General features: G+C 66.3%; 24 protein-coding genes. 16 read left to right on the top strand and 8 right to left on the bottom strand.

What is annotated here, in order from left to right; all coding sequences use genetic code 11:
* Positions 1-10 precede the first annotated feature (10 nt).
* On the bottom strand, positions 11-1,375 hold the full coding sequence (locus K9B35_RS08765; protein ID WP_224921448.1) for a methyl-accepting chemotaxis protein: 1,365 nt from the start codon (positions 1,373-1,375) through the stop codon (positions 11-13).
* Between the two features lie 12 nt (positions 1,376-1,387).
* Positions 1,388-2,731 (bottom strand): methyl-accepting chemotaxis protein, encoded by a 1,344-nt coding sequence (locus K9B35_RS08760; protein WP_224921447.1) that lies wholly within the window; start codon positions 2,729-2,731, stop codon positions 1,388-1,390.
* Positions 2,732-2,923: 192 nt separating this feature from the next.
* On the opposite strand from K9B35_RS08760, the gene sdhC reads away from it, so the two are divergent.
* The 3 genes from sdhC to sdhA are packed head-to-tail and all read left to right on the top strand — an operon-like array spanning position 2,924 to position 5,588.
* On the top strand, positions 2,924-3,388 hold the full coding sequence (gene sdhC / locus K9B35_RS08755) for a succinate dehydrogenase, cytochrome b556 subunit (protein WP_224921446.1): 465 nt from the start codon (positions 2,924-2,926) through the stop codon (positions 3,386-3,388).
* Positions 3,388-3,786, top strand: a complete 399-nt coding sequence (gene sdhD, locus K9B35_RS08750; protein ID WP_224921445.1) for a succinate dehydrogenase, hydrophobic membrane anchor protein — start codon at positions 3,388-3,390, stop codon at positions 3,784-3,786. Before sdhC ends, sdhD begins: the two co-directional genes overlap by 1 nt.
* On the top strand, positions 3,786-5,588 hold the full coding sequence (sdhA, locus tag K9B35_RS08745; RefSeq protein WP_224921444.1) for a succinate dehydrogenase flavoprotein subunit: 1,803 nt from the start codon (positions 3,786-3,788) through the stop codon (positions 5,586-5,588). Before sdhD ends, sdhA begins: the two co-directional genes overlap by 1 nt.
* Before the next feature lie 25 nt (positions 5,589-5,613).
* Here the strand turns inward: sdhA and K9B35_RS08740 are convergent, their stop codons facing one another.
* Both K9B35_RS08740 and K9B35_RS08735 read right to left on the bottom strand, forming a co-directional pair.
* Positions 5,614-5,976 (bottom strand): type II toxin-antitoxin system RelE/ParE family toxin, encoded by a 363-nt coding sequence (locus K9B35_RS08740; RefSeq protein WP_224921443.1) that lies wholly within the window; start codon positions 5,974-5,976, stop codon positions 5,614-5,616.
* Entirely contained in the window at positions 5,946-6,188 is a 243-nt protein-coding gene (locus tag K9B35_RS08735; RefSeq protein WP_224921442.1) for a type II toxin-antitoxin system ParD family antitoxin, read from the bottom strand. Before K9B35_RS08735 ends, K9B35_RS08740 begins: the two co-directional genes overlap by 31 nt.
* Positions 6,189-6,287: 99 nt before the next feature.
* Between K9B35_RS08735 and K9B35_RS08730 the strand changes: the two genes are divergently transcribed.
* From K9B35_RS08730 to zapE, 6 genes are all read left to right on the top strand, one after another.
* Positions 6,288-7,271, top strand: a complete 984-nt coding sequence (locus K9B35_RS08730) for a C13 family peptidase (RefSeq protein WP_224921441.1) — start codon at positions 6,288-6,290, stop codon at positions 7,269-7,271.
* Between the two features lie 168 nt (positions 7,272-7,439).
* Complete coding sequence (locus K9B35_RS08725) at positions 7,440-8,066, top strand: ATP-dependent Clp protease proteolytic subunit (RefSeq protein WP_224921440.1); 627 nt, start codon at positions 7,440-7,442, stop codon at positions 8,064-8,066.
* An 84-nt stretch (positions 8,067-8,150) separates the two neighbouring features.
* Entirely contained in the window at positions 8,151-9,536 is a 1,386-nt protein-coding gene (creD, locus tag K9B35_RS08720) for a cell envelope integrity protein CreD (RefSeq protein WP_224921439.1), read from the top strand.
* Between the two features lie 16 nt (positions 9,537-9,552).
* A complete protein-coding gene (locus tag K9B35_RS08715) occupies positions 9,553-10,335 on the top strand; it encodes a succinate dehydrogenase iron-sulfur subunit (RefSeq protein WP_224921438.1) in 783 nt (260 codons plus the stop codon).
* Positions 10,336-10,356: 21 nt separating this feature from the next.
* On the top strand, positions 10,357-10,815 hold the full coding sequence (locus tag K9B35_RS08710) for a PaaI family thioesterase (RefSeq protein WP_224921437.1): 459 nt from the start codon (positions 10,357-10,359) through the stop codon (positions 10,813-10,815).
* Positions 10,812-11,924, top strand: a complete 1,113-nt coding sequence (gene zapE / locus K9B35_RS08705; protein ID WP_224921436.1) for a cell division protein ZapE — start codon at positions 10,812-10,814, stop codon at positions 11,922-11,924. The genes K9B35_RS08710 and zapE overlap by 4 nt, the downstream gene beginning before the upstream one ends.
* Here zapE and K9B35_RS08700 read toward each other — a convergent pair whose 3' ends face one another.
* The gene (locus tag K9B35_RS08700; protein ID WP_224921435.1) at positions 11,925-12,470 is read right to left on the bottom strand and encodes a winged helix-turn-helix transcriptional regulator; all 546 of its coding nucleotides are present in this window, start codon (positions 12,468-12,470) and stop codon (positions 11,925-11,927) included.
* 58 nt (positions 12,471-12,528) lie between these two features.
* Between K9B35_RS08700 and K9B35_RS08695 the strand changes: the two genes are divergently transcribed.
* Positions 12,529-12,945, top strand: a complete 417-nt coding sequence (locus tag K9B35_RS08695) for a VOC family protein (protein WP_224921434.1) — start codon at positions 12,529-12,531, stop codon at positions 12,943-12,945.
* Between the two features lie 43 nt (positions 12,946-12,988).
* Complete coding sequence (locus K9B35_RS08690) at positions 12,989-14,419, top strand: transglutaminase-like domain-containing protein (RefSeq protein ID WP_224921433.1); 1,431 nt, start codon at positions 12,989-12,991, stop codon at positions 14,417-14,419.
* Here the strand turns inward: K9B35_RS08690 and K9B35_RS08685 are convergent.
* The gene (locus K9B35_RS08685) at positions 14,397-14,834 is read right to left on the bottom strand and encodes a hypothetical protein (RefSeq protein ID WP_224921432.1); all 438 of its coding nucleotides are present in this window, start codon (positions 14,832-14,834) and stop codon (positions 14,397-14,399) included. The genes K9B35_RS08690 and K9B35_RS08685 overlap by 23 nt on opposite strands.
* Positions 14,835-14,972: 138 nt before the next feature.
* Here K9B35_RS08685 and K9B35_RS08680 point away from each other — a divergent pair, with 138 nt between their 5' ends.
* The 5 genes from K9B35_RS08680 to K9B35_RS08660 all read left to right on the top strand — a co-directional run bounded on the left by K9B35_RS08680 (position 14,973) and on the right by K9B35_RS08660 (position 19,222).
* Positions 14,973-15,311 carry an ArsR/SmtB family transcription factor gene (locus tag K9B35_RS08680; protein ID WP_224921431.1) on the top strand — a complete coding sequence of 113 codons (339 nt, stop codon included), beginning with the start codon at positions 14,973-14,975 and terminating at the stop codon, positions 15,309-15,311.
* A complete protein-coding gene (locus K9B35_RS08675; RefSeq protein ID WP_224921430.1) occupies positions 15,308-15,787 on the top strand; it encodes an ArsI/CadI family heavy metal resistance metalloenzyme in 480 nt (159 codons plus the stop codon). Before K9B35_RS08680 ends, K9B35_RS08675 begins: the two co-directional genes overlap by 4 nt.
* Positions 15,788-15,798: 11 nt before the next feature.
* The gene (gene arsC / locus K9B35_RS08670) at positions 15,799-16,233 is read left to right on the top strand and encodes an arsenate reductase (glutaredoxin) (RefSeq protein ID WP_224921429.1); all 435 of its coding nucleotides are present in this window, start codon (positions 15,799-15,801) and stop codon (positions 16,231-16,233) included.
* A gap of 10 nt (positions 16,234-16,243) precedes the next feature.
* On the top strand, positions 16,244-17,293 hold the full coding sequence (gene arsB, locus K9B35_RS08665) for an ACR3 family arsenite efflux transporter (RefSeq protein ID WP_224921428.1): 1,050 nt from the start codon (positions 16,244-16,246) through the stop codon (positions 17,291-17,293).
* A gap of 120 nt (positions 17,294-17,413) precedes the next feature.
* The gene (locus tag K9B35_RS08660; protein WP_224921427.1) at positions 17,414-19,222 is read left to right on the top strand and encodes an SLC13 family permease; all 1,809 of its coding nucleotides are present in this window, start codon (positions 17,414-17,416) and stop codon (positions 19,220-19,222) included.
* Positions 19,223-19,230: 8 nt separating this feature from the next.
* On the opposite strand, the gene K9B35_RS08655 is transcribed toward K9B35_RS08660, so the two are convergent.
* Complete coding sequence (locus K9B35_RS08655; protein ID WP_224921426.1) at positions 19,231-20,898, bottom strand: tetratricopeptide repeat protein; 1,668 nt, start codon at positions 20,896-20,898, stop codon at positions 19,231-19,233.
* Positions 20,899-20,953: 55 nt separating this feature from the next.
* On the bottom strand, positions 20,954-23,560 hold the full coding sequence (gene metH, locus K9B35_RS08650; RefSeq protein ID WP_224921425.1) for a methionine synthase: 2,607 nt from the start codon (positions 23,558-23,560) through the stop codon (positions 20,954-20,956).
* Positions 23,561-23,627 lie beyond the last annotated feature (67 nt).

Here is a 23,627-nt window from a genome sequence, read left to right as displayed (position 1 = left end):
ATTAGGAAGTTTAGGCCGCCACGCTGGCCGAGAAGCTGGTCGCCGCATCGCTGAGCTGGCCGAGCCGTTCATCGATCTCGCCAAATGCGGTTTCGAGCGAGTCGATCTCGCCCGCCACCGCATGGCTGTCCTCACGGATCGCGCCGATCGTGGCGGACATCGAATCCGCCGCCAGCGCAGTTTCATCGACAGCCGCGGTAATCGCGGTGACCGTCTGCGCCTGCATCGCCATCGCGTCGCGGATGCGGTCGGCGCTCGCCTGCACCTCGCTCACCGTGGCGCGGATCGTGGTGTTGGTGGCCACCGTCTGGTCGGTCGCCGCCTGGATCGCGGCGATCTTTGCGGCGATATCATCGGTCGCGCGTGCGGTCTGGCTGGCGAGGCTCTTCACCTCCTGCGCGACGACGGCAAAGCCGCGCCCGGCATCCCCCGCCCGCGCTGCCTCAATCGTCGCGTTCAGCGCGAGCAAATTGGTTTGCCCCGCAATGTCGCGGATCAGGCCCAGGATCGATTCGATCGACTGGGCATGGCCCGCCAGCGTCGCGCTCATCATCACCGCTTCGCTCGCATGGCGGCTGGCGCGCTGGGCGACATCGCCCGCCACATCGACCTCGGCGCGCGCATCCTCGATCGCGCGGATCAGGCCGGCAGCGGTCGACGCCGCCTCACGCATCGCCAGCGCTGATTGCTCGGCGGCGGCGGCGACTTCGTTGGTCTTGCCCTGCATCCCGCGCGCCGCGTTCGCCGCGCCGCGCGCCTGATCGCGCACCCGCGCGCCCAGCGTGCTGGTCATGTCGATCGTCCCCGCGATATCGGCGCGAAAGCGGTCCGACTGGCCCTGACGCGCCCGCCGGGCGAGTTCAGCATCGCGGATACCGAGCCGCGAGGCCATGAAATCCGCCTCAAGCATCGACATGCGGGTTGCGACATCGCTCAACTGGCGAAAGCCCGCAACATCGTCAGGCAGGCGATTGCCCAATATCTCGAACGTCCGCGCATGCGCAAAGGCAAAGGCCGACAGCAAGGCGGGCAACGGAATCCGCGCACGGTGCGAGTCGTCAGCATGTTTGCCGGCCATTTCGACCCACTCGGCGTCGAACGGGCGCGAATATTTGACGCGGGTGTAGCGCGTGCTGAGCACGATCTGCTCATCGAGCCGCGCGCCTACGAAGTAGCTGCGGATATGCGCTGTCGCCGGCAGCGACAGATAATGATCCCAAAAGCCGCGTGCGATCGTCTCGAAATCGTCGCCAATCAGTTCGGCAATGCGCGCGCAGCCCCCGGTAATCGCGCCGTCCCAGTCATAGTCGCGAATTCGCTCGGCAATGGGGCGATCGTCGCCGCTCCATTGCCCAAGCTCCCTGGCTCCGGCCATTGATCCCCTCCATCATGCAGCGACTTTTGCGACGAATTCGCCCGCGCTGTTCTTGAGTGCACCCAGTTCGGCATCGAGTGCGGCAAAGCCCTGACCGACCCGCTCGATATCGCTGGCGACGCTTTCGGTGTCCTCGCGGATCGCACCGATCGTGGCGGACATCGAGTCGGCAGCCAGCGCAGTCTCATCGACTGCCGCAGTGATCGCCGTCACCGTCTGCGCCTGAACCTCCATCGCGCCGCGGATGCGGTCGGCACTGGCCTGAACTTCCTGGACGGTGTTGCGGATCGAGGCGTTGGTTTCGACTGTACCGCGCGTCGCGGACTGGATCGCTGCGATCTTGCCCGCGATATCGTCGGTCGCCCGCGCGGTCTGGTTGGCGAGGCTCTTCACCTCCTGCGCCACCACCGCAAAGCCGCGCCCGGCATCGCCCGCGCGCGCCGCCTCGATCGTCGCATTCAGCGCGAGGAGGTTGGTCTGGCCGGCAATGTCGCGGATCAGGCCCAGGATCGATTCGATCGACTTGGCATGGTCGGACAGCATTTCGCTCATCGCCACCGCTTCGCCGGCCTGCGCCGACGCGCGCGTCGCGACATCGGCGGCAACCTCGACTTCGGTGCGTGCATCCTCAATCGCGCGGATCAGGCCGGCGGCGGTGTGCGCGGCCTCGCGCATCGCCAGCGCCGATTGTTCGGCGGCGGCAGCGACCTCGCTCGCTTTGCCGAGCATACCGCGCGCCGCAGACGACGTATGGCTGGCCTGCGCACGCAGCGCCTCACCCTCGCTCGACGCGCGCTCCACGGTCGTGCCGATCGAGTCGCGGAACTGGCTGGCGAGGCGGTCGCGCGCCACCTGCGCGCTGTATTCGCGGTAGAGGTTGTAGATTTCGACCGTGATGTCGCTCTCCAGCGCGGACAGACGCATCAGCGTGTCGATGAATGTGGACAGGCGCGCATCGCCCGGCTCGACCCGACGCACCAGCACCTCAAGCGCGGCGCGGTCACTTGCGTTGATCATCGACAGTAGCGCGGTCGGAGCCACATCGGCGCCATAGGCCGCGGCCACCGAGCGTTCGATCGATTCGATCCAGGCGCGGCCACGCGTGTCGAGAAAGCGGTTACGCAGGAACACGATACCCACATCGATCATCTTCTGCGTATCGTCGGGCGCCCAGTCGCGTTCATCGGCAAAGCAGCGCAGCCATTGCTGCCAATAGGCTTCGGACACCGACCTAATCTCGGGCTCCAGCAGGTTCCACACGTCGCGACTCAGGCGGTCCATCGACCCGTCAAAATCGAAAATCCGCAACCGCGCGGCGATGTCGATCCGCGCGCTCATCGCTCCGGTTGCGGGCATATCGGTGTTCGCTCGCGCTCGAGTCACGGAAACAGTCCCCCATTGTCCCGGACGCACTTCGCACCGGGCCTTACTCACAACGCTACAAGCGAAGTGGTTAAGGGTGGGTTAGGGACAGATGATTTGCTGGGTAGCTTCTTGCATCGGCGACGCGGGGGGCTATTTGGAGGCGCAAATCATAGGGGACACGTCGTGGCCAAGGCCCGCAACATCAACCGCCCGCTCTCACCCCATCTCCAGGTCTGGAAATGGGGGCCGCACATGCTGGTCTCGATCCTGCACCGCGCGACCGGCAGCGGAATGGCGACCGTCGGGGTCGGCGTGTTCCTGTGGTGGCTGTGCGCATTGGCCTCGGGTCCGGAAAGCTACGCCAAGTTTCTCGACTGCCTGACGGTCGAAAGCGGCGCACCAAACGTCATCGGCTACATCCTTGGCGTTGGGCTCACGCTCAGCTTTTTCCAGCACATGATGACCGGCATCCGCCACTTCTTCCTGGATGCCGGCGCCGGATATGAGCTGAAGACGAACAAGAGCTTTGCGGTGCTGACCATGATCGTGGCGGTCGCGCTGACCACTGCTCTGTGGGGCTGGATCGTCTATGGCGAACTGGCCAAGGCACCGAAGACCGAAACCCCGATCGCGGTGGAGACGAAGTAATGGGCACCGGAACCAGCATCGGCCGCGTCCGCGGTCTCGGCTCTGCGCATGAGGGCACGCATCACTGGTGGCACCAACGGATGTCGGCGGGGTCCAACCTGTTGCTGATGACCTGGCTGATCGTCAGCCTGATCCGCCTGCCTGACCTGGGCTATGAAACCGTGCAGGCGTGGCTGTCCGCGCCGGTCGCCGCAGTGCCGATGATCCTGCTCGTGTTCAGCGTCTTCTATCACCTCAAGGCCGGGCTTCAGGTCGTGATCGAGGATTACGCGCGCGACGCCAGCCGCATCGTGCTGATGACGCTGCTCAACTTCTTCGCCATCGGCGGCGCGGTCTTCGCGATCTTCTCGATCCTCAAGATTGCCTTCACCACCGTCACCACCGGAGCACCCGCCTGATGTCCGCCGCCTACAAGATCATCGACCACAGCTATGATGCCGTCGTCGTCGGCGCAGGCGGTTCGGGCCTGCGCGCAACCATGGGCTGCGCCGAGGCGGGCCTGAAAACCGCGTGCATCACCAAGGTGTTTCCGACCCGGTCGCACACCGTCGCGGCGCAAGGCGGTATTGCCGCGAGCCTCGGCAACAACTCGCCCGATCACTGGACCTGGCACATGTTCGACACCGTCAAGGGGTCGGACTGGCTGGGTGACCAGGACGCGATCGAATATATGGTGCGTGAAGCGCCGGCGGCGGTGATCGAGCTGGAACATGCCGGCGTGCCGTTCAGCCGCAACGACGACGGGACGATCTATCAGCGTCCGTTCGGCGGCCATATGCAGAATATGGGCGAAGGCCCCCCGGTGCAGCGCACCTGCGCCGCGGCCGACCGCACCGGCCACGCGATGCTGCACGCGCTGTATCAGCAGTCGTTGAAGTATGACGCGGACTTCTTCGTCGAATATTTTGCGCTCGACCTGATCATGGAAAACGGTGCGTGCCGTGGCGTGATCGCGATGTGCATGGAGGATGGCAGCATCCACCGCTTCCGTTCGCACGCCGTGGTCCTCGCCACCGGCGGCGGCGGGCGCGTGTACCAGTCGGCAACCAGCGCCCACACCTGCACCGGCGACGGCAACGGCATGGCGCTGCGCGCGGGCATCGCGCTGCAGGACATGGAGTTCGTCCAGTTCCACCCGACCGGCATCTATGGCGCCGGCGTGCTGATCACTGAAGGCGCGCGCGGTGAAGGCGGGTACCTCACCAACTCCGAAGGCGAGCGCTTCATGGAGCGCTACGCCCCCTCGGCCAAGGATCTCGCCAGCCGCGACGTCGTCGCGCGTTCGATGGCGATGGAGATCCGTGAGGGGCGCGGCGTCGGTAAGGACAGCGACCATATCTTCCTGCACCTCGACCATGTTCCCGCCGATGTGCTCGCACAGCGGCTGCCGGGGATTACCGAGACGGGCAAGATCTTCGCAGGCGTCGACCTGACCAAGAAGCCGCTGCCGGTGGTGCCGACGGTTCACTACAATATGGGCGGCGTGCCGACCAACTATCATGGCGAAGTCGTGCAGCTGCGCGACGGCAACCCTGATGCGGTCGTCCCCGGCCTGTTTGCGGTCGGTGAAGCGGCGTGCGTGTCGGTGCACGGCGCCAACCGCCTCGGCTCGAACAGCCTGATCGATCTGGTCGTGTTCGGCCGTGCGACCGGCCTGCGGCTCAAGGAGCTGCTCAAGCCCAACACGCCGCACAACCCACTGCCCAAGGGGTCGGAGGAGTTTGCGCTCACCCGCCTCGACCATTTCCGCAACGCCAAGGGCGGCACGTCGACCGCCAAGATCCGCGCGGAAATGCAGCGCACGATGCAGCGCAACGCCGCGGTGTTCCGCGACACCGCGCTGCTCGCCGAGGGCGTGACAAAGATGGACGCGGTCTATCAGAGCATGAACGATATCAGCGTGACCGACCGGTCGCTGATCTGGAACACCGACCTGATCGAGACGCTGGAGCTGGACAACCTCATCAGCCAGGCCGTCGTCACCATCCGCAGCGCCGACAACCGCAAGGAATCGCGCGGCGCCCATATGCACGAGGACTTCCCCGATCGCGACGACGCGACCTGGATGAAGCACACCGTGGCGAGCTTTGACGGCTGGGGCGGCAAGGGTGGCAGCGTGGCGATCGATTATCGCCCGGTGCACGACTACACGCTCACCGACGAGGTCGAGTATATCAAGCCGAAGAAGCGGGTATATTGAGTGACTGGCGGCCTCGCGCCGCCAGCTACATCTCTGGCCGAAAATCCTGCACGGGCTGCTGGAGTGTGAAACGCGCGCGTTTCTTATCCATGCGATCGTGCAGGACACGCACGATCACCACGGTCTCGTCGCGGGCGAGATAATAGATGCTGTGGCTGCCCTCACCGATCCGACGCAGTCCGGTATGCAACGTGTCCTGCGGCGTCCCAAGAGCAGGAAAGGTTCGCAAGCCCTGCATCCGCGCGTTGAGCGCTCGAAGATAGAGATCTGCCTGTCCGACGCCCCATCGCTCGACCGAATAAGCGTAGATCGCATCAAGATCAGAGATCGCGCCGGGCAGAAGTTCGAGCCGCAGTGTCACTCGGCGGCTGTCTTCGATGCGAGCCATGCTTCAAAATCGAACGGTGCCGGTTCGCCGCTGGCCAAACCTTCTGCTATCGCCGTTCGTAGTTCAGCCATCCGCTGCTCCTCATCCTCCAGCAACCTTAGCCCCGCGCGAATGACCTCGCTCATCGAGCCGTAGCGCCCAGACGCGACCTGCTGCGCGGCGAAGGCGGTGAAGTGGTCGCCCAAGGCGACGCTGGTGTTCTTGGCAGCCATGTGCGCAAGTTACCAAAATCCGGTACCGGCAGCAACGCGTGCGCTGTCTCTTGACCTTCCCGCATCCTCCAATCAACTTTGCACACAGGGGGTGGTTCGATGCGATTGATCCTGCCGTTTGCCGTGGCGCTGCTCGCGCTTCCCGCTGCGTCCGCGCAGCAACAGCCTTACACGCCGCCCCAGCACACCGCCCCCCCGCCGCCCGCGCTGACACGATCGACGCCGGAGGAACTGGCCCAGCAGGCCGATGGCGGCACCCAGATCGAGCGTGATCGCACCGCCACCCACGCCCTTGCCGAACATCGCCGTCTGACCCGTGCGCTTGGCCCGCTGCTGCCCCAGCGCAAGGGCGTGGTCGATGCCTATGTCCTCTCGGTCGCACTCGACAGCGACCCCGTGTTCGGGCGCGAGGCGCGCGAGGCCGGCAAGGTACTCGCGCGGCGCTATGACGCGGTCGGACGCACGATCACGCTGGGCGGGAGCGACGGGAAGACGCCCTCCCCGCTCCCCATGGGCTCCCCCGCCAATATCGAGGTCGCGCTCGCCCGCATCGCCGAGCTGATGGATGAGAAGGAGGATGTGCTCGTCCTCTACACCACCAGCCACGGCGCGCCGTTCGGCGTCGTGTACAATGACGGCGATCAGGGGTTCGGCGCGATCTCGCCCAAGCGGCTCGCGAAACTGCTTCAGGCGCATGGCATGCAGCGGCGGTTGCTGATCGTCAGCGCCTGTTATTCGGGTGTGTTCGTCCCCGTCCTGTCGAGCCCGCAGACCGCGATCGTCAGCGCGGCGGCGGCGGATCGCTCGTCCTTCGGCTGCGCGGCGGAGAATGACTGGACGTTCTTCGGCGACGCGCTGGTCAACCGCGCGCTGCGCAAGCCCCAGCCGCTGGGGAGCGCGGTGACCGAGGCGATTGGCCAGATCGCCAGCTGGGAAACCCGTGGCAAGCTCAAGCCGTCGCTGCCCCAGCGGAGCATCGGTGCCGACGTGCAGACATGGCTCGCCCCGCTCGAGGCGCGCATGCCCAAGATCGCGACCCAGCCGGTGGGCAAGCCATCGGTCGACAGCCTGCAGAGTATCTGACGCTGATCCTTTCGCCGATTTGCGGGTTGAAGCGGCGTGGAGACCCTTATTCCCCTCGCCTTTCTGGCGCTGCTTGCGGCGGGCATCGCGCTGGTTGCAATCGGCGTGCGCGATGGACTGCGACGTGCCCGGCGGGAACCTAGTCCCCGGCCGATGGTTGCGCGGGCGATGACCCAAGCATTCGACATCCCCGCCCCGGCCTTCGACGCCCCGTCCGATCCCGCGACGCCAGCCCCCTACAGCACGCGCTATCCGCTGCTCGCGACGCCGCACATCTGCCTGTCGGGGCCGGTGGACCACGCGATGTACCAGAGCTTCCGCGACCAGCTCGCCGCCGCGCCGACAGACGGCACGCTCGTCATCGCGATTTCAACGCTGGGCGGGGATCCCGAGGTCGCACGGCTGATGGGTGATGAAGTCCGCTTGCTGCGCGAGTTCACCGGGCGCGAGATCCTGTTCCTTGGCAAGGTCGCGGTCTATTCGGCGGGCGCGACCTTTATGGCGCATTTCCCGGTCGACAAACGCTTCCTGACTCAGGGCACCCGGCTGATGATCCATGAGCGCAAGCTTACCGCCGACATCCATCTCGAAGGCCCGCTCAAGACATTGGTCCCGATCCTTCAGGCCAAGCTGCACGAGATCGAGGAGTCGATCCGGATCGAGGAAGAGGGCTTCCGCGACATCGTCGCTGGGTCGAAGCTGGGCTTTGACGCGCTGTGCAAAAAGGCGCCGTCGAACCTGTATATCGAGGCCGAGGAAGCGCGCGATCTGGGCCTCGTCCTCGACGTGATCTGACGCGCTCAGAAAAGCCTCACCCTGCGCTCATGCCGCGCGTACGGCCGCGCGCTACGCCAGCGACTTCACTGACAGGAGTCGCTCATGGACCTGCACGCCCCCGACCGTTCGCCCGGAATGAAATTGCTGCTCGCGCTGATTATCGGCGCGATGCTGACCATTCCGCTCTTCATGGTCTATCTGCTCGTCTATGACCGGCAGAGCCAGTCGGAGACCGCGCGCAGCAGCATCGCCGAGGGCTGGGGCGGGCCGCAGACCCTCGCCGGGCCGCTGCTCGTCATCCCCTATGCGCTGCCGGTGACCGAGACGGTGCAGGAAAATGGCAAGCCCGTCACCCGCACCACGACCCAGCGCCGCCAGCTGTTCATCGCCCCCGCCACGCTCGACATCGACACGCGGATCAAGCCCGAACGGCGCACGCGTTCGATCTACGAATCGGTGGTCTATGACGCCGATATCTCGGGCAGCGCGTCCTTCCGCCTGCCGCCCGACGCAGCACGCATCGTCGATCTCGCGACGCTGGAGTTCGACAAGGCCGAATTGCGCTTTGGCGTAGCGGACCCGCGCGGGCTGAAACCCGCCAACCGCATCACCATCGACGGCCAGCCCGCCCCGGCCCAGCCGGGCAACGGCGTTGCCGCCACCGGAGGATCGGGCTTCTTCGCCAACCTCGACGCTTCGGCGCTGCGCGAGCGTCCGATCACCACCAAATTCGCCTATGCCCTGCGTGGCCATTCGGTCGTCGCGCTCGCGCCGCGTGCTGGAGCGACGCGCTGGACCGTCACTTCGCCGTGGCGGCATCCCAGCTACACCGGCGGCTTCCTGCCCGAAAAGCACAGCAACACGGCCAGCGGGTTCAGCGCGACCTATCGCATCTCGAACCTCGCGCTCGGCACCACACTCGCATCGACCAGCGACTCGCCCGCCGACTCGCGTGAGCCACAGCCGAATTACGACTCGCGTTCGCCCACCGCCGCCCCATCGGCCGAGGCACAGGTCGGCCTGATCCAGCCAGTCGACCTCTATGCGCAGGTCAATCGCAGCGTGAAATACGGGTTCCTGTTCATCGGCTTCACCTTCATGGCGTTCCTGCTGTTCGACGTCGTCGCCGGGGTGCGCGTGTCGGCGGTCGAATATCTGCTGGTCGGCGCGGGACTCGTGCTGTTCTTCGTCCTGCTGCTCGCCTTTGCCGAGGTCGTCGGCTTCACCCCGGCCTATATGGTGGCCGCCGGCGGGGTCATCGCGCTGCTGACCGCATACAGCGCCGCGGTGCTCGGCAGCCGCCGTCGCGCAGGGTTTATCGCGGGCCTTCTTGTAGCGCTGTATGGCGTTCTCTACATCCTGCTCAGCCTGGAAGCCTATTCCTTGCTGATCGGATCGCTGCTTCTGTTTGCAGCCTTGGCAGCGGTTATGTATCTGACGCGCAATCTGGACTGGGGTGGCCGCGTCGCCAGCCCGTCCGCGGTGTAGTTTTAAGAGGTTCACGATGGCCGACTTCGTCCTTCCGAAGAACAGCAAGATCACGAAGGGTAAGGCGCATCCGGCGCCGGTCGGCGCATCGCGAAAAAAGACCTTCACCATCTATCGCTACGACCCCGACTCGGGGAAGAACCCGCGCTACGACCAGTTCACCATCGACCTAGACGAGTGCGGGCCGATGGTCCTGGACGCGCTGATCAAGATCAAGTCGGAGATCGACCCGTCGCTCACCTTCCGGCGCTCGTGCCGTGAGGGGATCTGCGGGTCGTGTTCGATGAACATCGACGGCAAGAACGGCCTCGCCTGCACCACCGCGATCGAGGATATGAAGGGGGACATCAAGATCACCCCGCTGCCCGCGATGGACGTGATCAAGGACCTGGTCCCCGACTTCACGCACTTCTACGCGCAGTACGCGTCGATCAAGCCGTGGGTGCAGACCGTGACCCCGCCCCCATCGGGCAAGGAGCGGCTGCAGTCGCCGGAGGACCGCGCGAAGCTCGACGGCCTGTACGAGTGCATCCTGTGCGCGTGCTGCTCGACCAGCTGCCCCAGCTATTGGTGGAACAGCGACCGGTTCCTGGGTCCGGCGATCCTGCTTCAGGCGTATCGCTGGCTGGCCGACAGCCGTGACGAGGCGACCGGTGAGCGGCTCGACGAGCTGGAAGATCCGTTCCGCCTCTATCGCTGCCACACGATCATGAACTGCGCCAATGTCTGCCCCAAGGGTCTGAACCCCGCCAAGGCGATTGCCGAGATCAAGAAGCTGGAAGCCGAGCGGGTCGTCTGATCCGCTCCGGCAACCCCTGACTTGTCGCAGGCCGACACGCATTTCGTCTATGTGGACGACCCGGAGCATCCGGGTTGGAAGCGCTGGGAGTTGCGCGATCCGACGCGCTTCAACGCGTTCCTCGGTCCGATCCTGACCCGGATCGAGGGTGAGAAGGCGCTGGTGCGGATGGTGCCGGGGCGTGAGCACTCCAACCTGCGCGAGTCGACCCATGGCGGTGCGTTGCTCGGCTTCATGGACGTCGCGCTGTTCGCGGCGGCGCGCACCTTCGGCGTGCTGGGCGCGGGTGGCGCAGTCACGCTCGACCTGTCGGCGCAGTTCATCGGCACCAGCCGGATCGGCGAGCCGATCGTCGCGGAGGTCGAGTTGCTCCGCGAAACCGGGCGGATGCTTTTCATGCGCGGGCTGGTGCGACAGGACGACAACGTCCTCGCCAGCTTCTCCGGCACCGTCCGCAAATCATCGCCACCAGGCGCATGACCGGAGTCCTCGAACGCTATCAGGCGCTGGTCGCCGCGGGCGAGCTGCGTGCCGACCCGGATCAGGCCGCCGCCGCGCGCCGCCTCGCCCATCTCGCGCGCGAACTCGAACAAGGCCCGCGCAAGGGCAGCGTGTTGTGGCGCCTCGCCCGGCGTGCGCCCGAGGCTCCGCGCGGCGTGTACATGTGGGGCGGTGTCGGGCGCGGCAAATCGATGCTGATGGACCTGTTGTTCGGCTGCGTGAAGATCGAGCGCAAGCGCCGCGTCCATTTCCACGAGTTCATGATCGAGGTGCACGCCCGCATCGCCGAGGAACGCAAGAAGGAAGCGGGCGACCCGATCCCGCCGGTAGCCAAGGCGATCGCCGAAAACCTGCGCCTGCTCGCATTCGACGAGATGGTGATCAACAACACTGCCGACGCGATGATCCTGTCCCGGTTGTTCACCGCGATGATGGCCGAGGGGCTGTGCGTGGTCGCAACCTCCAACCGTCCGCCCGACGACCTGTACAAGGACGGGTTGCAGCGTGACAGCTTCCTGCCCTTCATCGCGCTGCTCAAGGACAAGCTCGACGTCCTGCCGCTCAACGGCCCGACCGATTATCGCCGCGACCGGCTCGGCAAGATGGACTTGTGGCTGGTCCCCAACAGCCCGGCCAACACCGCGACCCTCTCGGCCGCCTTCTTCCGCCTGACCGATTACCCGGTCGAGGATCGCGCGCATGTGCCAAGCGAAGACCTGTCGGTTCAAGGCCGCACGCTGCACGTGCCAAAGGCGCTGAAGGGCGTCGCCGTCTTCTCGTTCAAGCGGCTGTGTGAGGAAGCGCGCGGCGCGTCCGACTATCTCGCCATCGCGCGCCGCTATCACACCGTCATCATCGTCGGCATCCCGCGCCTCGGCCCGGAAAACCGCAACGAAGCCGCCCGCTTCGTCACGCTGATCGACGCGCTCTACGAGCATAAGGTCAAACTGCTGGCGATGGCCGACGCCGCCCCGCTCGACCTGTATGGAGAGGGCGACGGCAAGTTCGAGTTCGAACGCACCGTGTCGCGACTGATGGAGATGCAGTCGGAGGAATATCTGGCGCAGGGACATGGCGCGGCGGGCTGATTACCCTGCCACCGCCACCGCCAACTCCGTCCCCCTCCCGGTGAGGCCATAGAGCGCAACCGGCGGAAACCGGTCCTCCAGCCGCCGCTGCACCAGATCCTGCCCGATCATCGCCTGCAGCGTCAGCGACAGCGCGCGTGGCGTCACCGGGGCCAGCCGCGACTGGAGCGCGTTGAAGCGGGTCCAGTCGTCGCCCAGCCCGCCCGCCACCGGCAACGTCCAGCGCGACAGGTCCGGCGCCTCCAGCCCCAGCCGCACGCGCGCATCCTCGATCCGCTCGCACGCCGCGCCCACCGCGCGGCCGCTATCGGTCAGCACATATTCGGGGCGCAGCGGGTGGCCATGGCCGGGATTGGGCATCACCCAGCCCTCTTCGCGCAGATAGGCCAGCGTCCGCGCCAAGCTGTTGCGCGACAGGCTGAAGCGCCGCTCGATCACCGCAAAGCGCGCCCCCCGTTCGCGGCTGAGCAGCGCCAGCACGGGAATCGTCCACCGCCCCGCCGCCATCTGTTGCAACACCGCACCTGTCAGAACCGGATCATTCACACGCTTGACCAAATCACAATCTACTATACAAATGGAACTATAGAGTCGGGAGGACGATATGGCAAGCGAAGCTACCCTTGAGGCGACCAACACCGCGATTTCCTATGACGGCGGACTGACCTGCGCGCTCAGCGTCACCAGCCTCGACCGGTCGATCCCTTGGTATGAAAACGTGCTCGGCATGACGCTCATGTACCGGATGGATGAGATTGCGTGGTGCGAACTGACCTCGTCGGTCGCGCGCGTCAGCGTCGGCCTGTCGCAGGTCGAAAGCGCAGGCGGCCCCGGCGGCGCAACGCTCACCTTCGGCGTCACCGATCTCGACACGGCCAAGGCGGCGCTGGATGCTGCGGGCGTGCGGCAGGACGGGCCGATCAACGAAATCCCCGGCATGGTGCGCCTGCTCACCTTCTACGACCCCGATGGCAATGCGCTGATGTTCTATCAGGATTTGTCGGGCGGCGAGGCGAGCTGAGCGGCCCCTAGCGCTGCACGCACGTGCGGCGTAGCATCGCGGGATGCTGCGCCGTCTGCTGTTCCTGACCGTCGCCATCGCAGCGTTGCCCGGCGCGACCCAGCGCGAAGCCAAACCGCGGGGCTGGTATGTCATCGCCGACGATGCCGGCGTGGTGCTGGGTCATGCTGCGACCACCACTCGCACACTGCCCGACGGACGCGAGACGATAGAGCTGCGCGAACTGCGGCTCGCGGATGGCGACCGACCGAGCACCACGCTGACCGACACGACCACGACCCGCTTCGACAGCTCCGGCCGCCCGCTGCTGATCCTGACCGAGTCGCGCGACGGGCGCACCATCCGCCGGCTCGAAACCCGCATCACCGCGGCCAGCGCCACCGTCACGCGCCACAGTGAGAGCGGACGCCACGTCACCCGCATCGCGCTGCCCGCCGGCACCCGCTTCGACAATGGCGAGGCGCTGATGCGCGGCTGGACCGCCGACTCGACGCTCAGCTTCCTCAACCTCAACCCCGCCGCCGCGCTGGTCGAGCGGGTGACGATCGAACGCGCACCAACCCAGCGCCCCGGCACGCTGACGGTGCTGCGCAAGCGGTTCGAGGGCACCGAACTGCGCGGGATCATGCGACTCGACCTCGACGCATCGGGGCGCATCGTCGCGGCGATCCAGCCAATGTTCGGCGTCGCCGTCACTACCCGCCCAGTCGACCGTGACACAGCGCTGCGCCCGCATCCGCCCTATCGCCTGTTGCGCAATGTCATGGCCAAGTCGCCCGTACGGATCGGCCCCGCCGCCGCGCAGGGCCACATCCGCTATCGCTTCGGGTTCATCGACGGCATCGCCTTTTCCCCGCCAGCGACCGGCGAACAGCGCGTGACCCTCGACGCGACCGGCGTCACGCTCGATATCTGCACCAGCTGCGGCCCCGGCCTGCCCGGCGATCCGGCGACCCTCGCCGATGCACGCCGCGCGACCGCCTGGCTGCAGCATGACCATCCCCGCGTTCTGGCACTCGCCCGCCCGGTGATCCGCCGCAAGCTATCCCCCGCGCGCACGATGGAGGAACTGGCGGTGCGCGCGCGGACGGTGATGCACCGCATCGACTTCACCGGCCATCGCAGCGCCGCAGATGCGCTGGCGTCGGGCGCTGGAGATTGCACCGAAGATGCGGTGGTGCTCGCGGCGCTCGGACGCGCGGCGGGCATCCCCACCCGCGTCGCCAGCGGCCTCGTCTATTCGCGCGAACGCTATCACGGCGTCAGCAACGTGTTCATGCCGCACAGCTGGACGCTGGCCTATGTCGACGGCGCGTGGCGCAGCTTCGACATGTCGCTCGACGGGTTCGATGCCACGCATATCGCGCTCACCATCGGCGACGGCGACGCGCGTTCGATCACGGCGGCGGGTCAGCTGGCCAGCCTGCTCGACTGGCAATCGCTGGCGGAAGTCAGGACGCGGGCTTCACCGTGACCGGCTGTGGCGCGTCGTCATAGACAACCGGCAGTTCGGGCAGGGTCGCATCGGCCGGATCCTCGACCATCGCCACCGCCTTGGGATCCTTGATCCCGCCGACGATGATCATGTCATAGTCCTCGTCCGGAACGGCGGCGTCGCCATAGACCACCGTCGGCTCCTGCGCCGCCACCGGCAGAGCGATCACCGCCGCCGCCAGAGCCGCAGCGGCCAGCGCAGGGCGAGCCGGCAGCGTGTAGCGCACGCACACCTCGGCCTCGCACCCCTTCAGAAATGCCACGCGCTCGCCATCGCTCCAAGCGGACAGGTCGAAAACCTCACGCTTGCACATGCGACAGAAATCGCCGTCCATGATCGCGCCCAGATCGGCCTTATAGGGGCAGGGGCTGTCGATCTTCGGGAACTTGGCCATGGCATGCTCTCCGGTCGTTTGCGCGATACTAACCGATTTTGCGGCGCGAGTCAGGCCCGCCCTGCACGGCCTTTGATCATTCCACAAAAGTCGAAATAAGCATTGCCCCGATCGTCTCGATTCGATATTTCCACAATCATGGAAATAGATGACGACAGCACCGCCGTCACCGCGCTTTCTGCACTGGCGCAGGAACATCGCCTCGCGCTGTTCCGCTTGCTGGTTCAGGCTGGGCCGGAGGGCCTGCCCGCAGGCGCGATTGCCGAAAAACTCGGCGTCCCGGCCTCTTCGCTGTCCTTCCACCTCGCGCACCTCAACCGCGCCGGGCTGGTCAGCCAGACGCGGCAGGGGCGCTCGCTGATCTACGCCGCCGACTATGCCGCGATGAACGCACTGCTCGGCTATCTCATGGAAAATTGCTGCGGCGGCGCGGGTTGCGCGGCCCCGGTGGAACAGCCCGAAAGGAAGACCGCATGAAGCGCATGCATGTGCATGTCGGCGTGACCGACCTCGACCGCTCGATCTCTTTCTATTCCACGCTGTTCGGCGCCGCGCCCAGCGTGACCAAGCCAGACTATGCCAAATGGATGCTCGAAGACCCCCGCGTCAATTTCGCGATCTCCGCCGGGGACCATGCCGCCAAGGGCATCGAGCATCTCGGCATCCAGGTTGAGGATGGCGACGAACTGGTCGAGGTCTATGGTCGCCTGCGCGCCGCCGACCGTCCGGTGCTTGAGGAAGGGGCGACGACCTGCTGCTACGCCAAGAGCGAAAAGAGCTGGATCGCAGACCCCGACGGCGTGGTGTGGGAAGCCTTCCTTACCGCGGGTGAGGCGACGGTTTACGGCGACTCCCCCGCCCTCTCGGCGCTGTCGGACACGGCCCGTCCCGACGCCTGCTGCGCGCCGCAACTCGCGCCGCCCGCCGCCGCTCCCAAGCCCGCCTGCTGCTAAGGGGACCCGCCATGGCAGAGCCGGTCGACATCGTCATCTACCACAATCCCGATTGCGGCACGTCGCGCAACGCGCTGGCGATGATCCGCAATGCCGGGATCGAGCCGCATGTGATCGAATATCTCAAGACCCCGCCCAGCCGCGCGCTGCTGGTCGAACTGCTCGCCCGCGCGCACGCAGCCCCGCGCGACTGGCTGCGGGAGAATGGCACGCCCTATGCCGATCTCGGCCTCGGCGACCCCAGCCTGTCCGACGAAGCGCTGCTCGATGCGATGGTCGCGCATCCGGTACTGATTAACCGCCCGATCGTCGTCTCCCCGCTCGGCGTCGCATTGTGCCGCCCGTCCGAAGCGGTGCTCGACCTGCTCCCCGCCGCCCAGCGCGGCGCTTTCGCCAAGGAAGATGGCGAGCAGGTCGTGGACACCACCGGCACTCGCATCGCCTGACAGGATCATCATGCAGCCCCAAACCTCCCCGCTTGGCCTGTTCGAGCGCTGGCTCTCGCTCTGGGTGGCGCTCGCGATTCTCGCCGGCCTCGCCCTCGGCCTCACCGCACCGGGCCTCACCACCGCGCTCGCGGGCCTCGAATTCGCCTCGGTCAATCTGGTCGTCGCGGTGCTGGTCTGGGCGATGATCTATCCGATGATGGTCGGCGTCGACTTCGCCAGCATCCGCGACGTGGGCCGCAAGCCCAAGGGACTGGTGATCACGCTGGTCGTCAACTGGCTGATCAAGCCCTTCACCATGGCCGCGCTCGCGATCCTGTTCTTCGACTGGATCTATGCCGACTTGATCCCGCGCGACCTGGGCCAGCAGTATATCGCGGGCCTGATCCTGCTGGGTGCTGCCCCCTGCACCGCGATGGTGTTCGTGTGGGCACAGATGACCAAGGGCGACCCCGCCTATACGCTGGTACAGGTGTCGGTGAACGATCTCGTCATGATCGTCGCCTTCGCCCCGATCGTCGCCTTGCTGCTCGGCGTCACCGATATCGTGGTGCCGTGGGAGACCTTGCTGCTCTCGGTCGCACTCTACGTCGTGATCCCGCTGGTCGCCGGGGCGCTCACCCGCCGCCGCGTCATCGCGACCCATGGCGGCGATGCGGCTGCGGTCGATGCGTTCACCGCGCGGCTCAAGCCGTGGTCGATCATCGGCCTGCTCGCCACCGTCGTGCTGCTGTTCGCGTTTCAGGCGACCACGATCGTCGCCAACCCGCTGCTGATTGCGCTGATCGCGGTGCCGATCCTGATCCAGTCCTATGCGATCTTCGCCATCGCCTATGCCGCAGCCAAGGCATGGCGCGTCCCCCATAACATCGCCGCACCGTGCGCGCTGATCGGCACGTCGAACTTCTTCGAGCTGGCGGTGGCGGTCGCGATCGGCCTGTTCGGCCTGTCGAGCGGCGCGGCGCTCGCCACCGTGGTCGGCGTGCTGGTCGAAGTGCCGGTGATGCTCAGCCTGGTCGCCTTCGCCAACCGCACGCGCAGCAGCTTTCCCGCGGCCTGACCCCGGGGTCAGGCTGGCGTCGCGTGCGGGGCACCGCTAGGTAGCGGGGATGACCTCCCTTTTTGCCGCCGATCGCGCGTCTCCCTGCCCCCGGCGTCTCGACCAAGCGGTCCGGGCGCAATGATCGACGCGATCGGCGCAGCGCTCGCGCCGCACCAGCCACTGCTGGGCCTTGCCTTCATCGTTGCGCTGTTCATCGCCTTTGCGACCGAACGCTTTCCCCCGGTGACGATCGCGGTGTTCGGGACCGCCGCGGCGATCGCCTTTGGCTGGCTGACCCCCGACATGGTCGGCGCGTCCTTTGCCAATCCCGCGCCGATCACCATCGCCGCCTTTTTCGTCCTGTCGAGCGCGCTGGTCCGCACCGGCGCGATCGAGGCGGTGGCGAGCATACTCGTCCGCCGCGCCGCCGATGCGCCGCGCCGCACCGTCGCCGAAATGTTCGTCGGCGCCGCGACCGCGCCCGCCTTTGTCAACAACACGCCGGTGGTGATCGTACTGATCCCGATCGTCAAGCGGCTGGCCAAGGCGGTGCAGATCCCCGCCACCCGCCTGCTGATCCCGCTGTCCTATCTCAGCATCCTGGGCGGCACGCTGACGCTGGTCGGCACCTCGACCAATTTGCTGGTCGACGGCGTCGCGCGCGCCAATGGCCAGCCAGGCTTCGGCATTTTCGACATCACCCTGGTCGGGCTGTGCACCATGGCCGCGGGCGTCGCGACCCTGCTCATCCTCGGCCCGCGCCTGCTGCCCGCCCGCGACGACGACGACAGCGCCGACCAGCACCACCTCACCTATCTCACCGACCTGCAGCTGATCGGCGAGCTTGCCGACCGTCCGCCGATGGTCTCGGAGCTTGGCTTTCTGAAGCGCGACGCGGTGCGGCTCATCGGGGTTCGGCGCGGCAACGACTTGCTGCGCGATCCGGCGCCCGACCTTGTGATATCGGGCGAAGATCGACTGGTCGTTTCCGCCTCAGCGGACGAACTGGACGGGCTGGCGCGGCGCAGCGACGTGCGCATCGGCCTTCAGAATGTCGGCCAGCCGATCCGCCTGTCAGAGGATGTGCGCGCCGAAGATGTCCGGCTGATCGGCGTCACCATCGCCCCCTCGCATCCCACGCTTGGCCGCCAGCTGCGCGAAATTCCCTTTCTCTCAAACCTGCCAGCGCGCATCCTCGGCATCGGCCGCGCGCGCCATCTGCCCGGCCCGTTCCTTGGCAGCGTGCGGCTGCGCGCCGCCGACAGCCTGCTCGTCGCGGCCGATTCGAATGGCGCGGCGGCCTTGCGCGACAATCCCAACCTGATCGTCGGCGATACCAGCGCCGTGCGCGCCTATCGCCGCCGCCGCGCGCCGATCGCGGTGCTGACGCTCGCCGGCGTCGTGCTGCTCGCCGCGCTGGGCGTCGCGCCGATCCTGACGCTGGCTATCCTCGGCGTCGGCATCGTGCTGCTTACCGGCTGCATCGACCCGGAAGAGGCGTGGAATTCGATCGACGGCAGCGTGCTCGTGCTGATCCTCGCGATGCTCGGGATCGGCGCAGCGCTCGACCGGATCGGCACCGTCGGGCTGATCGTCGAGACCGCCTCACCCTGGCTCAGCACCCTGTCGCCGCTGATGCTGATCCTCGTCCTCTATTTCCTGACCTCGGTGCTGACCGAGGCGGTGACGAACAATGCGGTCGCGGTGATCATGACCCCGGTCGCGATCGGGCTGGCCCAGGCGACGGGCAACGATCCGGTCGCGCTGATCGTCGCGGTCATGTTCGCAGCTTCGGCCAGCTTCGCCACGCCGATCGGCTATCAGACCAACACTATGGTCTATGCCGCAGCCGACTATCGCTTCTCGGACTTCGTCAAGATCGGCATCCCGATGAACGTGATCGTCGGCCTCGCCACCTGCATCGCGATCCACCTGCTGATCGGGTAGGCCCGGTTTCAGTTGGCCCCGCCAAGGTCCCACGCCGCGCGCACCTGCCCGATGAAAATCGGGCGATAGGCGCGCAACTCCTCCTGCGCCGCAGCGTCGAACCCGGCAAAGCCGCCGATCCGCTCCTGCGCCCCGCCCGCGGCGGCCCTGTAGAGCGCGCGCACCTCCGGCGTTCCCGCGCCACGCCCCTGCAAATGCGTCGCCAGCGCCCAATAGCCGCCGATGCGGTCGGGATGCGACCGCACATAGCCCGACCGGATCGCCATCGCCCGCCGGTACAGCGCCTCGGCGTCCGCCGCGCGCCCCTGCGCCGCCAGATTCGCGGCTAGATTGTTGTAGCTTCTCGCAATGCGCGGGTGTGCGGCCGGCAACGCCCGCTCGTTCAGTTGAACCGCCTTGCGATACAGCGGCTCAGCCTGCGTCAGCTTGCCCTGAACGCTCAGATTATAGGCCAGGTTGTTATAGCCCGCCGCGATCTCCGGGTGTCCGGGCGGCAGCACCGCCTCGCGCATCGCCAGCGCCTTGCGCAAAAACGGCTCGGCCTCGCCATACTTGCCCTGCAGGGTCATGTTGTAGGCGACATTGGCATAGCTGGCGGCGATCTCGGGATGCCCCGCTGGCAGCACCGCCTCGCGAATAGCCAGCGCGCGGCGATACAGCGGCTCGGCCTCGGCCGGACGGTTCTGATCGTCCAGATTGGACGCAAGGTTGTTATAGGCCTGACCGACCGCCGGATGCCCGGTGGGCAACGCGGCCTCAAGCGTTGCCAGCGCCTTGCGGAACCAGGTTTCCGCCTCGCGATACCGCGCCTGTCCGTTCAGGTTGAACGCCAGGTTGCTATACGAATCAGCCAGACGCGGATGCCCGGCGGGCAACCCCTGTTCGACCATCGCCAGCGCGCGGCGGTGGATCGGCTCGCCTTCCGCAAACCGCCCCTGATTGTCGAGCGCAGCGGCAAGGTTGCTCAAATTGGTGGCAATCGCCGCATGCCCCGCCGGCATCACCTGCTCGTGGATCGCCAGCGCCTTACGGTACAGCTGCTCCGCTTCGGCATAACGCCCCTGATTGTTCAAATTGAACGCGATATTGTTATAGCTGGCGGCGATGTCCGCATGCGCGGCCGGCAATGCCTGTTCGCGGATGGCCAAGGCCTTGCGGTACAGGGGCTCAGCATCGGTATAGCGCCCCTGCCGATCGAGATTTCCGGCCAGATTGTTCAGGCTCGTCGCAATGTCGAGATGCCCGGCCGGCAACGCCCGTTCCCGCATCGCCAGCGCCTCGCGATACACCGGCTCTGCCTCGGGCGAGCGGCCAAGCGCGTCCAGATTACTCGCCAGATTGTTGAGGCTCGCGGCGATCCCGGGATGCCCGGCGGGCAAGCTCTTCTCGGCCAGCGCCAGCGCGCGCCGGGCATAGGGCTCCCCCTCTGCCGCTGCGCCCGCCTGAACCGCGATGTTGGTTAGGGCGAGCAGCAGGTCGAGGCACTGGTCGGCATCGGGGCGGCTCGCCTCGCACTTGGCGAGTTCAGCTTTCAACGCCGTCAACGCACCCGCAAAGTCGCCGCGTCCGAACGCCGACGTCGCAGCATCACCATAGGGCCATCGCTGCGCAGCCTGGGCGGGAAGCGCACCACCGCACAGGGCGAGTGCAACGAAAAGCGGGAGACTTGCCTTCATCCCCCTAGCCTAGCCAGAATCGCCCGTGAGAAAACTGACGTTTGGCGTCGGTTTCTCAGTCCAGATTGGGCCGCAGATAGCGTTCCGCCAGCTCGACGCTGACCCCGCGCCGCGTCGCATAATCCTCCAACTGGTCGCGCCCAACCCGCGCCACGCCGAAATACTCCGCCTGCGGATGCCCGAAGTAAAAACCGCTGACCGCCGCGGTCGGCAGCATCGCAAAGCTCTCGGTCAGCGATACGCCGGTATTCTTGTGCGCGTCGAGCATCTCGAACAGGATCGGCTTGAGGCTATGCTCGGGACAGGCGGGATAGCCCGGCGCCGGGCGGATGCCGCGATACTGCTCCTTGATCATCGCCTCATTGGTCAGCTGCTCGCCCTCGGCATAGCCCCACAGCGCCGTGCGCACGAAATGGTGCAGCCGCTCGGCAAACGCCTCGGCCAGACGATCGGCGAGCGCCTTCAACAGGATGTCCGAATAATCGTCGATCGCCGCCTTGAACCGCGCCAGATGCGGCTCGATGCCGTGGATCGACACCGCGAACCCACCGATCCAGTCGCCCTGCCGGTCGATGAAATCGGCAAGGCACATATTGGCCCGCCCCTCGCGCTTCTGGATCTGCTGGCGCAGCATCGGCAGCGTGACGTGCTTCTCGTCCTCGACATGGACGATGATGTCATCGCCCTGACGGCGGCACGGCCACAGCCCGGCCACGCCGCGCGCGGTGAGCCATTTCTCGTCGATGATCTTGTCGAGCATCTTCTGCGCATCGGCGAACAGGCTGGTCGCGCTCTCGCCGACCACCTTGTCCTCCAGGATCGCCGGATAATTACCCGCCAGCTCCCACGCGCGGAAGAAGGGCGTCCAATCGATGTATTGGCGCAGGTCCTTGAGGTCCCAGTCGGGGAACGCATGCACACCCGGCATCCGTGGCTTGCCCGGCTTGAGGCTCATGTCCGCATCGAACGCATTGTCGCGCGCAGCTTCGATCGGGACGAGCTCGCTCTGTCCCTTGTTCGCGCGCGCGACGCGCACCGCCTCATATTCGTCGGCGATCTTGGCGACATAATCGTCGCGGATCGTCTCGGAGACAAGCGTCGTCGCAACACCAACCGCGCGGCTGGCGTCGAGCACATGCACCACCGGGCCGTCATAGGCAGGCGCGATCCGCAGCGCGGTATGCACCTTCGACGTCGTCGCCCCGCCGATCAGCAGCGGCATGGTCATGCCGGAGCGCTTCATTTCCTCGGCCACCGTCACCATCTCGTCGAGCGAGGGGGTAATCAGGCCCGACAGGCCGATCATGTCGGCGTCATTCTCATTCGCGGCGGCAAGGATCGTCGACCACGGCACCATCACGCCCAGATCGACCACCTCAAAGCCGTTACACTGCAGCACCACGCCGACGATGTTCTTGCCGATGTCATGCACGTCGCCCTTGACGGTCGCCATGATGACCTTGCCCTTGCCCTTCGCGCCGGGCTCCTTCGCCGCCTCGATATAGGGGAGGAGGTGCGCGACCGCCTTCTTCATCACGCGCGCGCTCTTCACCACCTGCGGCAGGAACATCTTGCCGCTGCCAAACAGGTCACCGACGACGTTCATCCCGTCCATCAGCGGGCCTTCGATCACCTCGATCGGCCGCGCGGCCTTCAGGCGGCATTCCTCGGTATCCTCGACGACATATTGGTCGATGCCCTTGACCAGCGCATGCTCGAGCCGCTTTTCGACCACCCAGCCGCGCCATTCCGCTGCCTGTTTCTCTGCCACCACATCGGTGCCGCGAAACTTCTCAGCCAGCGCGACCAGCCGATCGCCCGCCTCGGGATCGCGGTTGAGGATCACATCCTCGCACGCGGTGCGCAACTCGGGCTCGATCTGGTCGTAAATGTCGAGCTGCCCGGCATTGACGATCGCCATGTCGAGGCCGGCGGGGATCGCGTGATACAGGAACACGCTGTGCATCGCGCGACGCACCGGCTCGTTCCCGCGGAAGCTGAACGACAGGTTCGACAGACCGCCCGAGAAATGGACATGCGGGCAGCGCGCCTTGATCTCCTTCAGCGCCTCGATGAAGTCGACGCCGTAATTGTTATGCTCCTCGATCCCGGTCGCGACCGCGAACACATTGGCGTCGAAGATGATGTCCTCGGGCGGGAAGCCGATGCCCATCAGCTCCTTGTACGCCCGCTCGCAAATCTCGACCTTGCGCGCCTGGGTATCGGCCTGCCCGACCTCGTCGAACGCCATCACGACCACGGCAGCGCCATAGGCCATGCACTTGCGCGCATGCTCGAGGAACTGGGGGACGCCCTCCTTCATGCTGATCGAATTGACGATCGGCTTGCCCGAAACGCATTTCAGCCCCGCCTCGATCACGTCCCATTTGGAGCTGTCGATCATCACCGGCACGCGCGCAATGTCGGGCTCGGCAGCGATCAGCTTGAGGAACGTCGTCATCGCCTCGTGCGCGTCGAGCAACCCCTCGTCCATGTTGACGTCGATCACCTGCGCGCCATTCTCGACCTGCTGCCGCGCGACCTCGACCGCAGCGGGATAGTCCCCGGCCATGACCAGCTTCTTGAACTTGGCAGAGCCGGTGACGTTGGTGCGCTCGCCGATATTGACGAAGGCGGTGGAGGAGGAGGCAGTCGCGGTCATTGGTTCTTCTTCTTCCCCCCTCCCGCTTGCGGGAGGGGTCGGGGGAGGGCGTGTCAGTCTCGGGCGG

It is taken from the genome of Sphingomonas sp. R647, from assembly GCF_020177055.1.
Classification (GTDB): Bacteria; Pseudomonadota; Alphaproteobacteria; order Sphingomonadales; family Sphingomonadaceae; genus Sphingomonas.
Note: the sequence above shows the minus strand (reverse complement) of the source record. Positions and strands in the feature narration are given on the sequence as shown.

What these genes read in the sequence shown, in the direction of transcription:
- K9B35_RS08765 (WP_224921448.1), bottom strand. Translation starts at nt 1,375, where the DNA reads ATGGCCGGAGCCAGGGAGCTTGGGCAATGGAGCGGCGACGATCGCCCC.
- K9B35_RS08760 (WP_224921447.1), bottom strand. Translation starts at nt 2,731, where the DNA reads ATGCCCGCAACCGGAGCGATGAGCGCGCGGATCGACATCGCCGCGCGG.
- sdhD (WP_224921445.1), top strand. Translation starts at nt 3,388, where the DNA reads ATGGGCACCGGAACCAGCATCGGCCGCGTCCGCGGTCTCGGCTCTGCG.
- sdhA (WP_224921444.1), top strand. Translation starts at nt 3,786, where the DNA reads ATGTCCGCCGCCTACAAGATCATCGACCACAGCTATGATGCCGTCGTC.
- K9B35_RS08740 (WP_224921443.1), bottom strand. Translation starts at nt 5,976, where the DNA reads ATGGCTCGCATCGAAGACAGCCGCCGAGTGACACTGCGGCTCGAACTT.
- K9B35_RS08735 (WP_224921442.1), bottom strand. Translation starts at nt 6,188, where the DNA reads ATGGCTGCCAAGAACACCAGCGTCGCCTTGGGCGACCACTTCACCGCC.
- K9B35_RS08730 (WP_224921441.1), top strand. Translation starts at nt 6,288, where the DNA reads ATGCGATTGATCCTGCCGTTTGCCGTGGCGCTGCTCGCGCTTCCCGCT.
- K9B35_RS08725 (WP_224921440.1), top strand. Translation starts at nt 7,440, where the DNA reads ATGACCCAAGCATTCGACATCCCCGCCCCGGCCTTCGACGCCCCGTCC.
- creD (WP_224921439.1), top strand. Translation starts at nt 8,151, where the DNA reads ATGGACCTGCACGCCCCCGACCGTTCGCCCGGAATGAAATTGCTGCTC.
- K9B35_RS08715 (WP_224921438.1), top strand. Translation starts at nt 9,553, where the DNA reads ATGGCCGACTTCGTCCTTCCGAAGAACAGCAAGATCACGAAGGGTAAG.
- zapE (WP_224921436.1), top strand. Translation starts at nt 10,812, where the DNA reads ATGACCGGAGTCCTCGAACGCTATCAGGCGCTGGTCGCCGCGGGCGAG.
- K9B35_RS08695 (WP_224921434.1), top strand. Translation starts at nt 12,529, where the DNA reads ATGGCAAGCGAAGCTACCCTTGAGGCGACCAACACCGCGATTTCCTAT.
- K9B35_RS08690 (WP_224921433.1), top strand. Translation starts at nt 12,989, where the DNA reads ATGCTGCGCCGTCTGCTGTTCCTGACCGTCGCCATCGCAGCGTTGCCC.
- K9B35_RS08685 (WP_224921432.1), bottom strand. Translation starts at nt 14,834, where the DNA reads ATGGCCAAGTTCCCGAAGATCGACAGCCCCTGCCCCTATAAGGCCGAT.
- K9B35_RS08680 (WP_224921431.1), top strand. Translation starts at nt 14,973, where the DNA reads ATGGAAATAGATGACGACAGCACCGCCGTCACCGCGCTTTCTGCACTG.
- K9B35_RS08675 (WP_224921430.1), top strand. Translation starts at nt 15,308, where the DNA reads ATGAAGCGCATGCATGTGCATGTCGGCGTGACCGACCTCGACCGCTCG.
- arsC (WP_224921429.1), top strand. Translation starts at nt 15,799, where the DNA reads ATGGCAGAGCCGGTCGACATCGTCATCTACCACAATCCCGATTGCGGC.
- arsB (WP_224921428.1), top strand. Translation starts at nt 16,244, where the DNA reads ATGCAGCCCCAAACCTCCCCGCTTGGCCTGTTCGAGCGCTGGCTCTCG.
- K9B35_RS08660 (WP_224921427.1), top strand. Translation starts at nt 17,414, where the DNA reads ATGATCGACGCGATCGGCGCAGCGCTCGCGCCGCACCAGCCACTGCTG.
- K9B35_RS08655 (WP_224921426.1), bottom strand. Translation starts at nt 20,898, where the DNA reads ATGAAGGCAAGTCTCCCGCTTTTCGTTGCACTCGCCCTGTGCGGTGGT.
- metH (WP_224921425.1), bottom strand. Translation starts at nt 23,560, where the DNA reads ATGACCGCGACTGCCTCCTCCTCCACCGCCTTCGTCAATATCGGCGAG.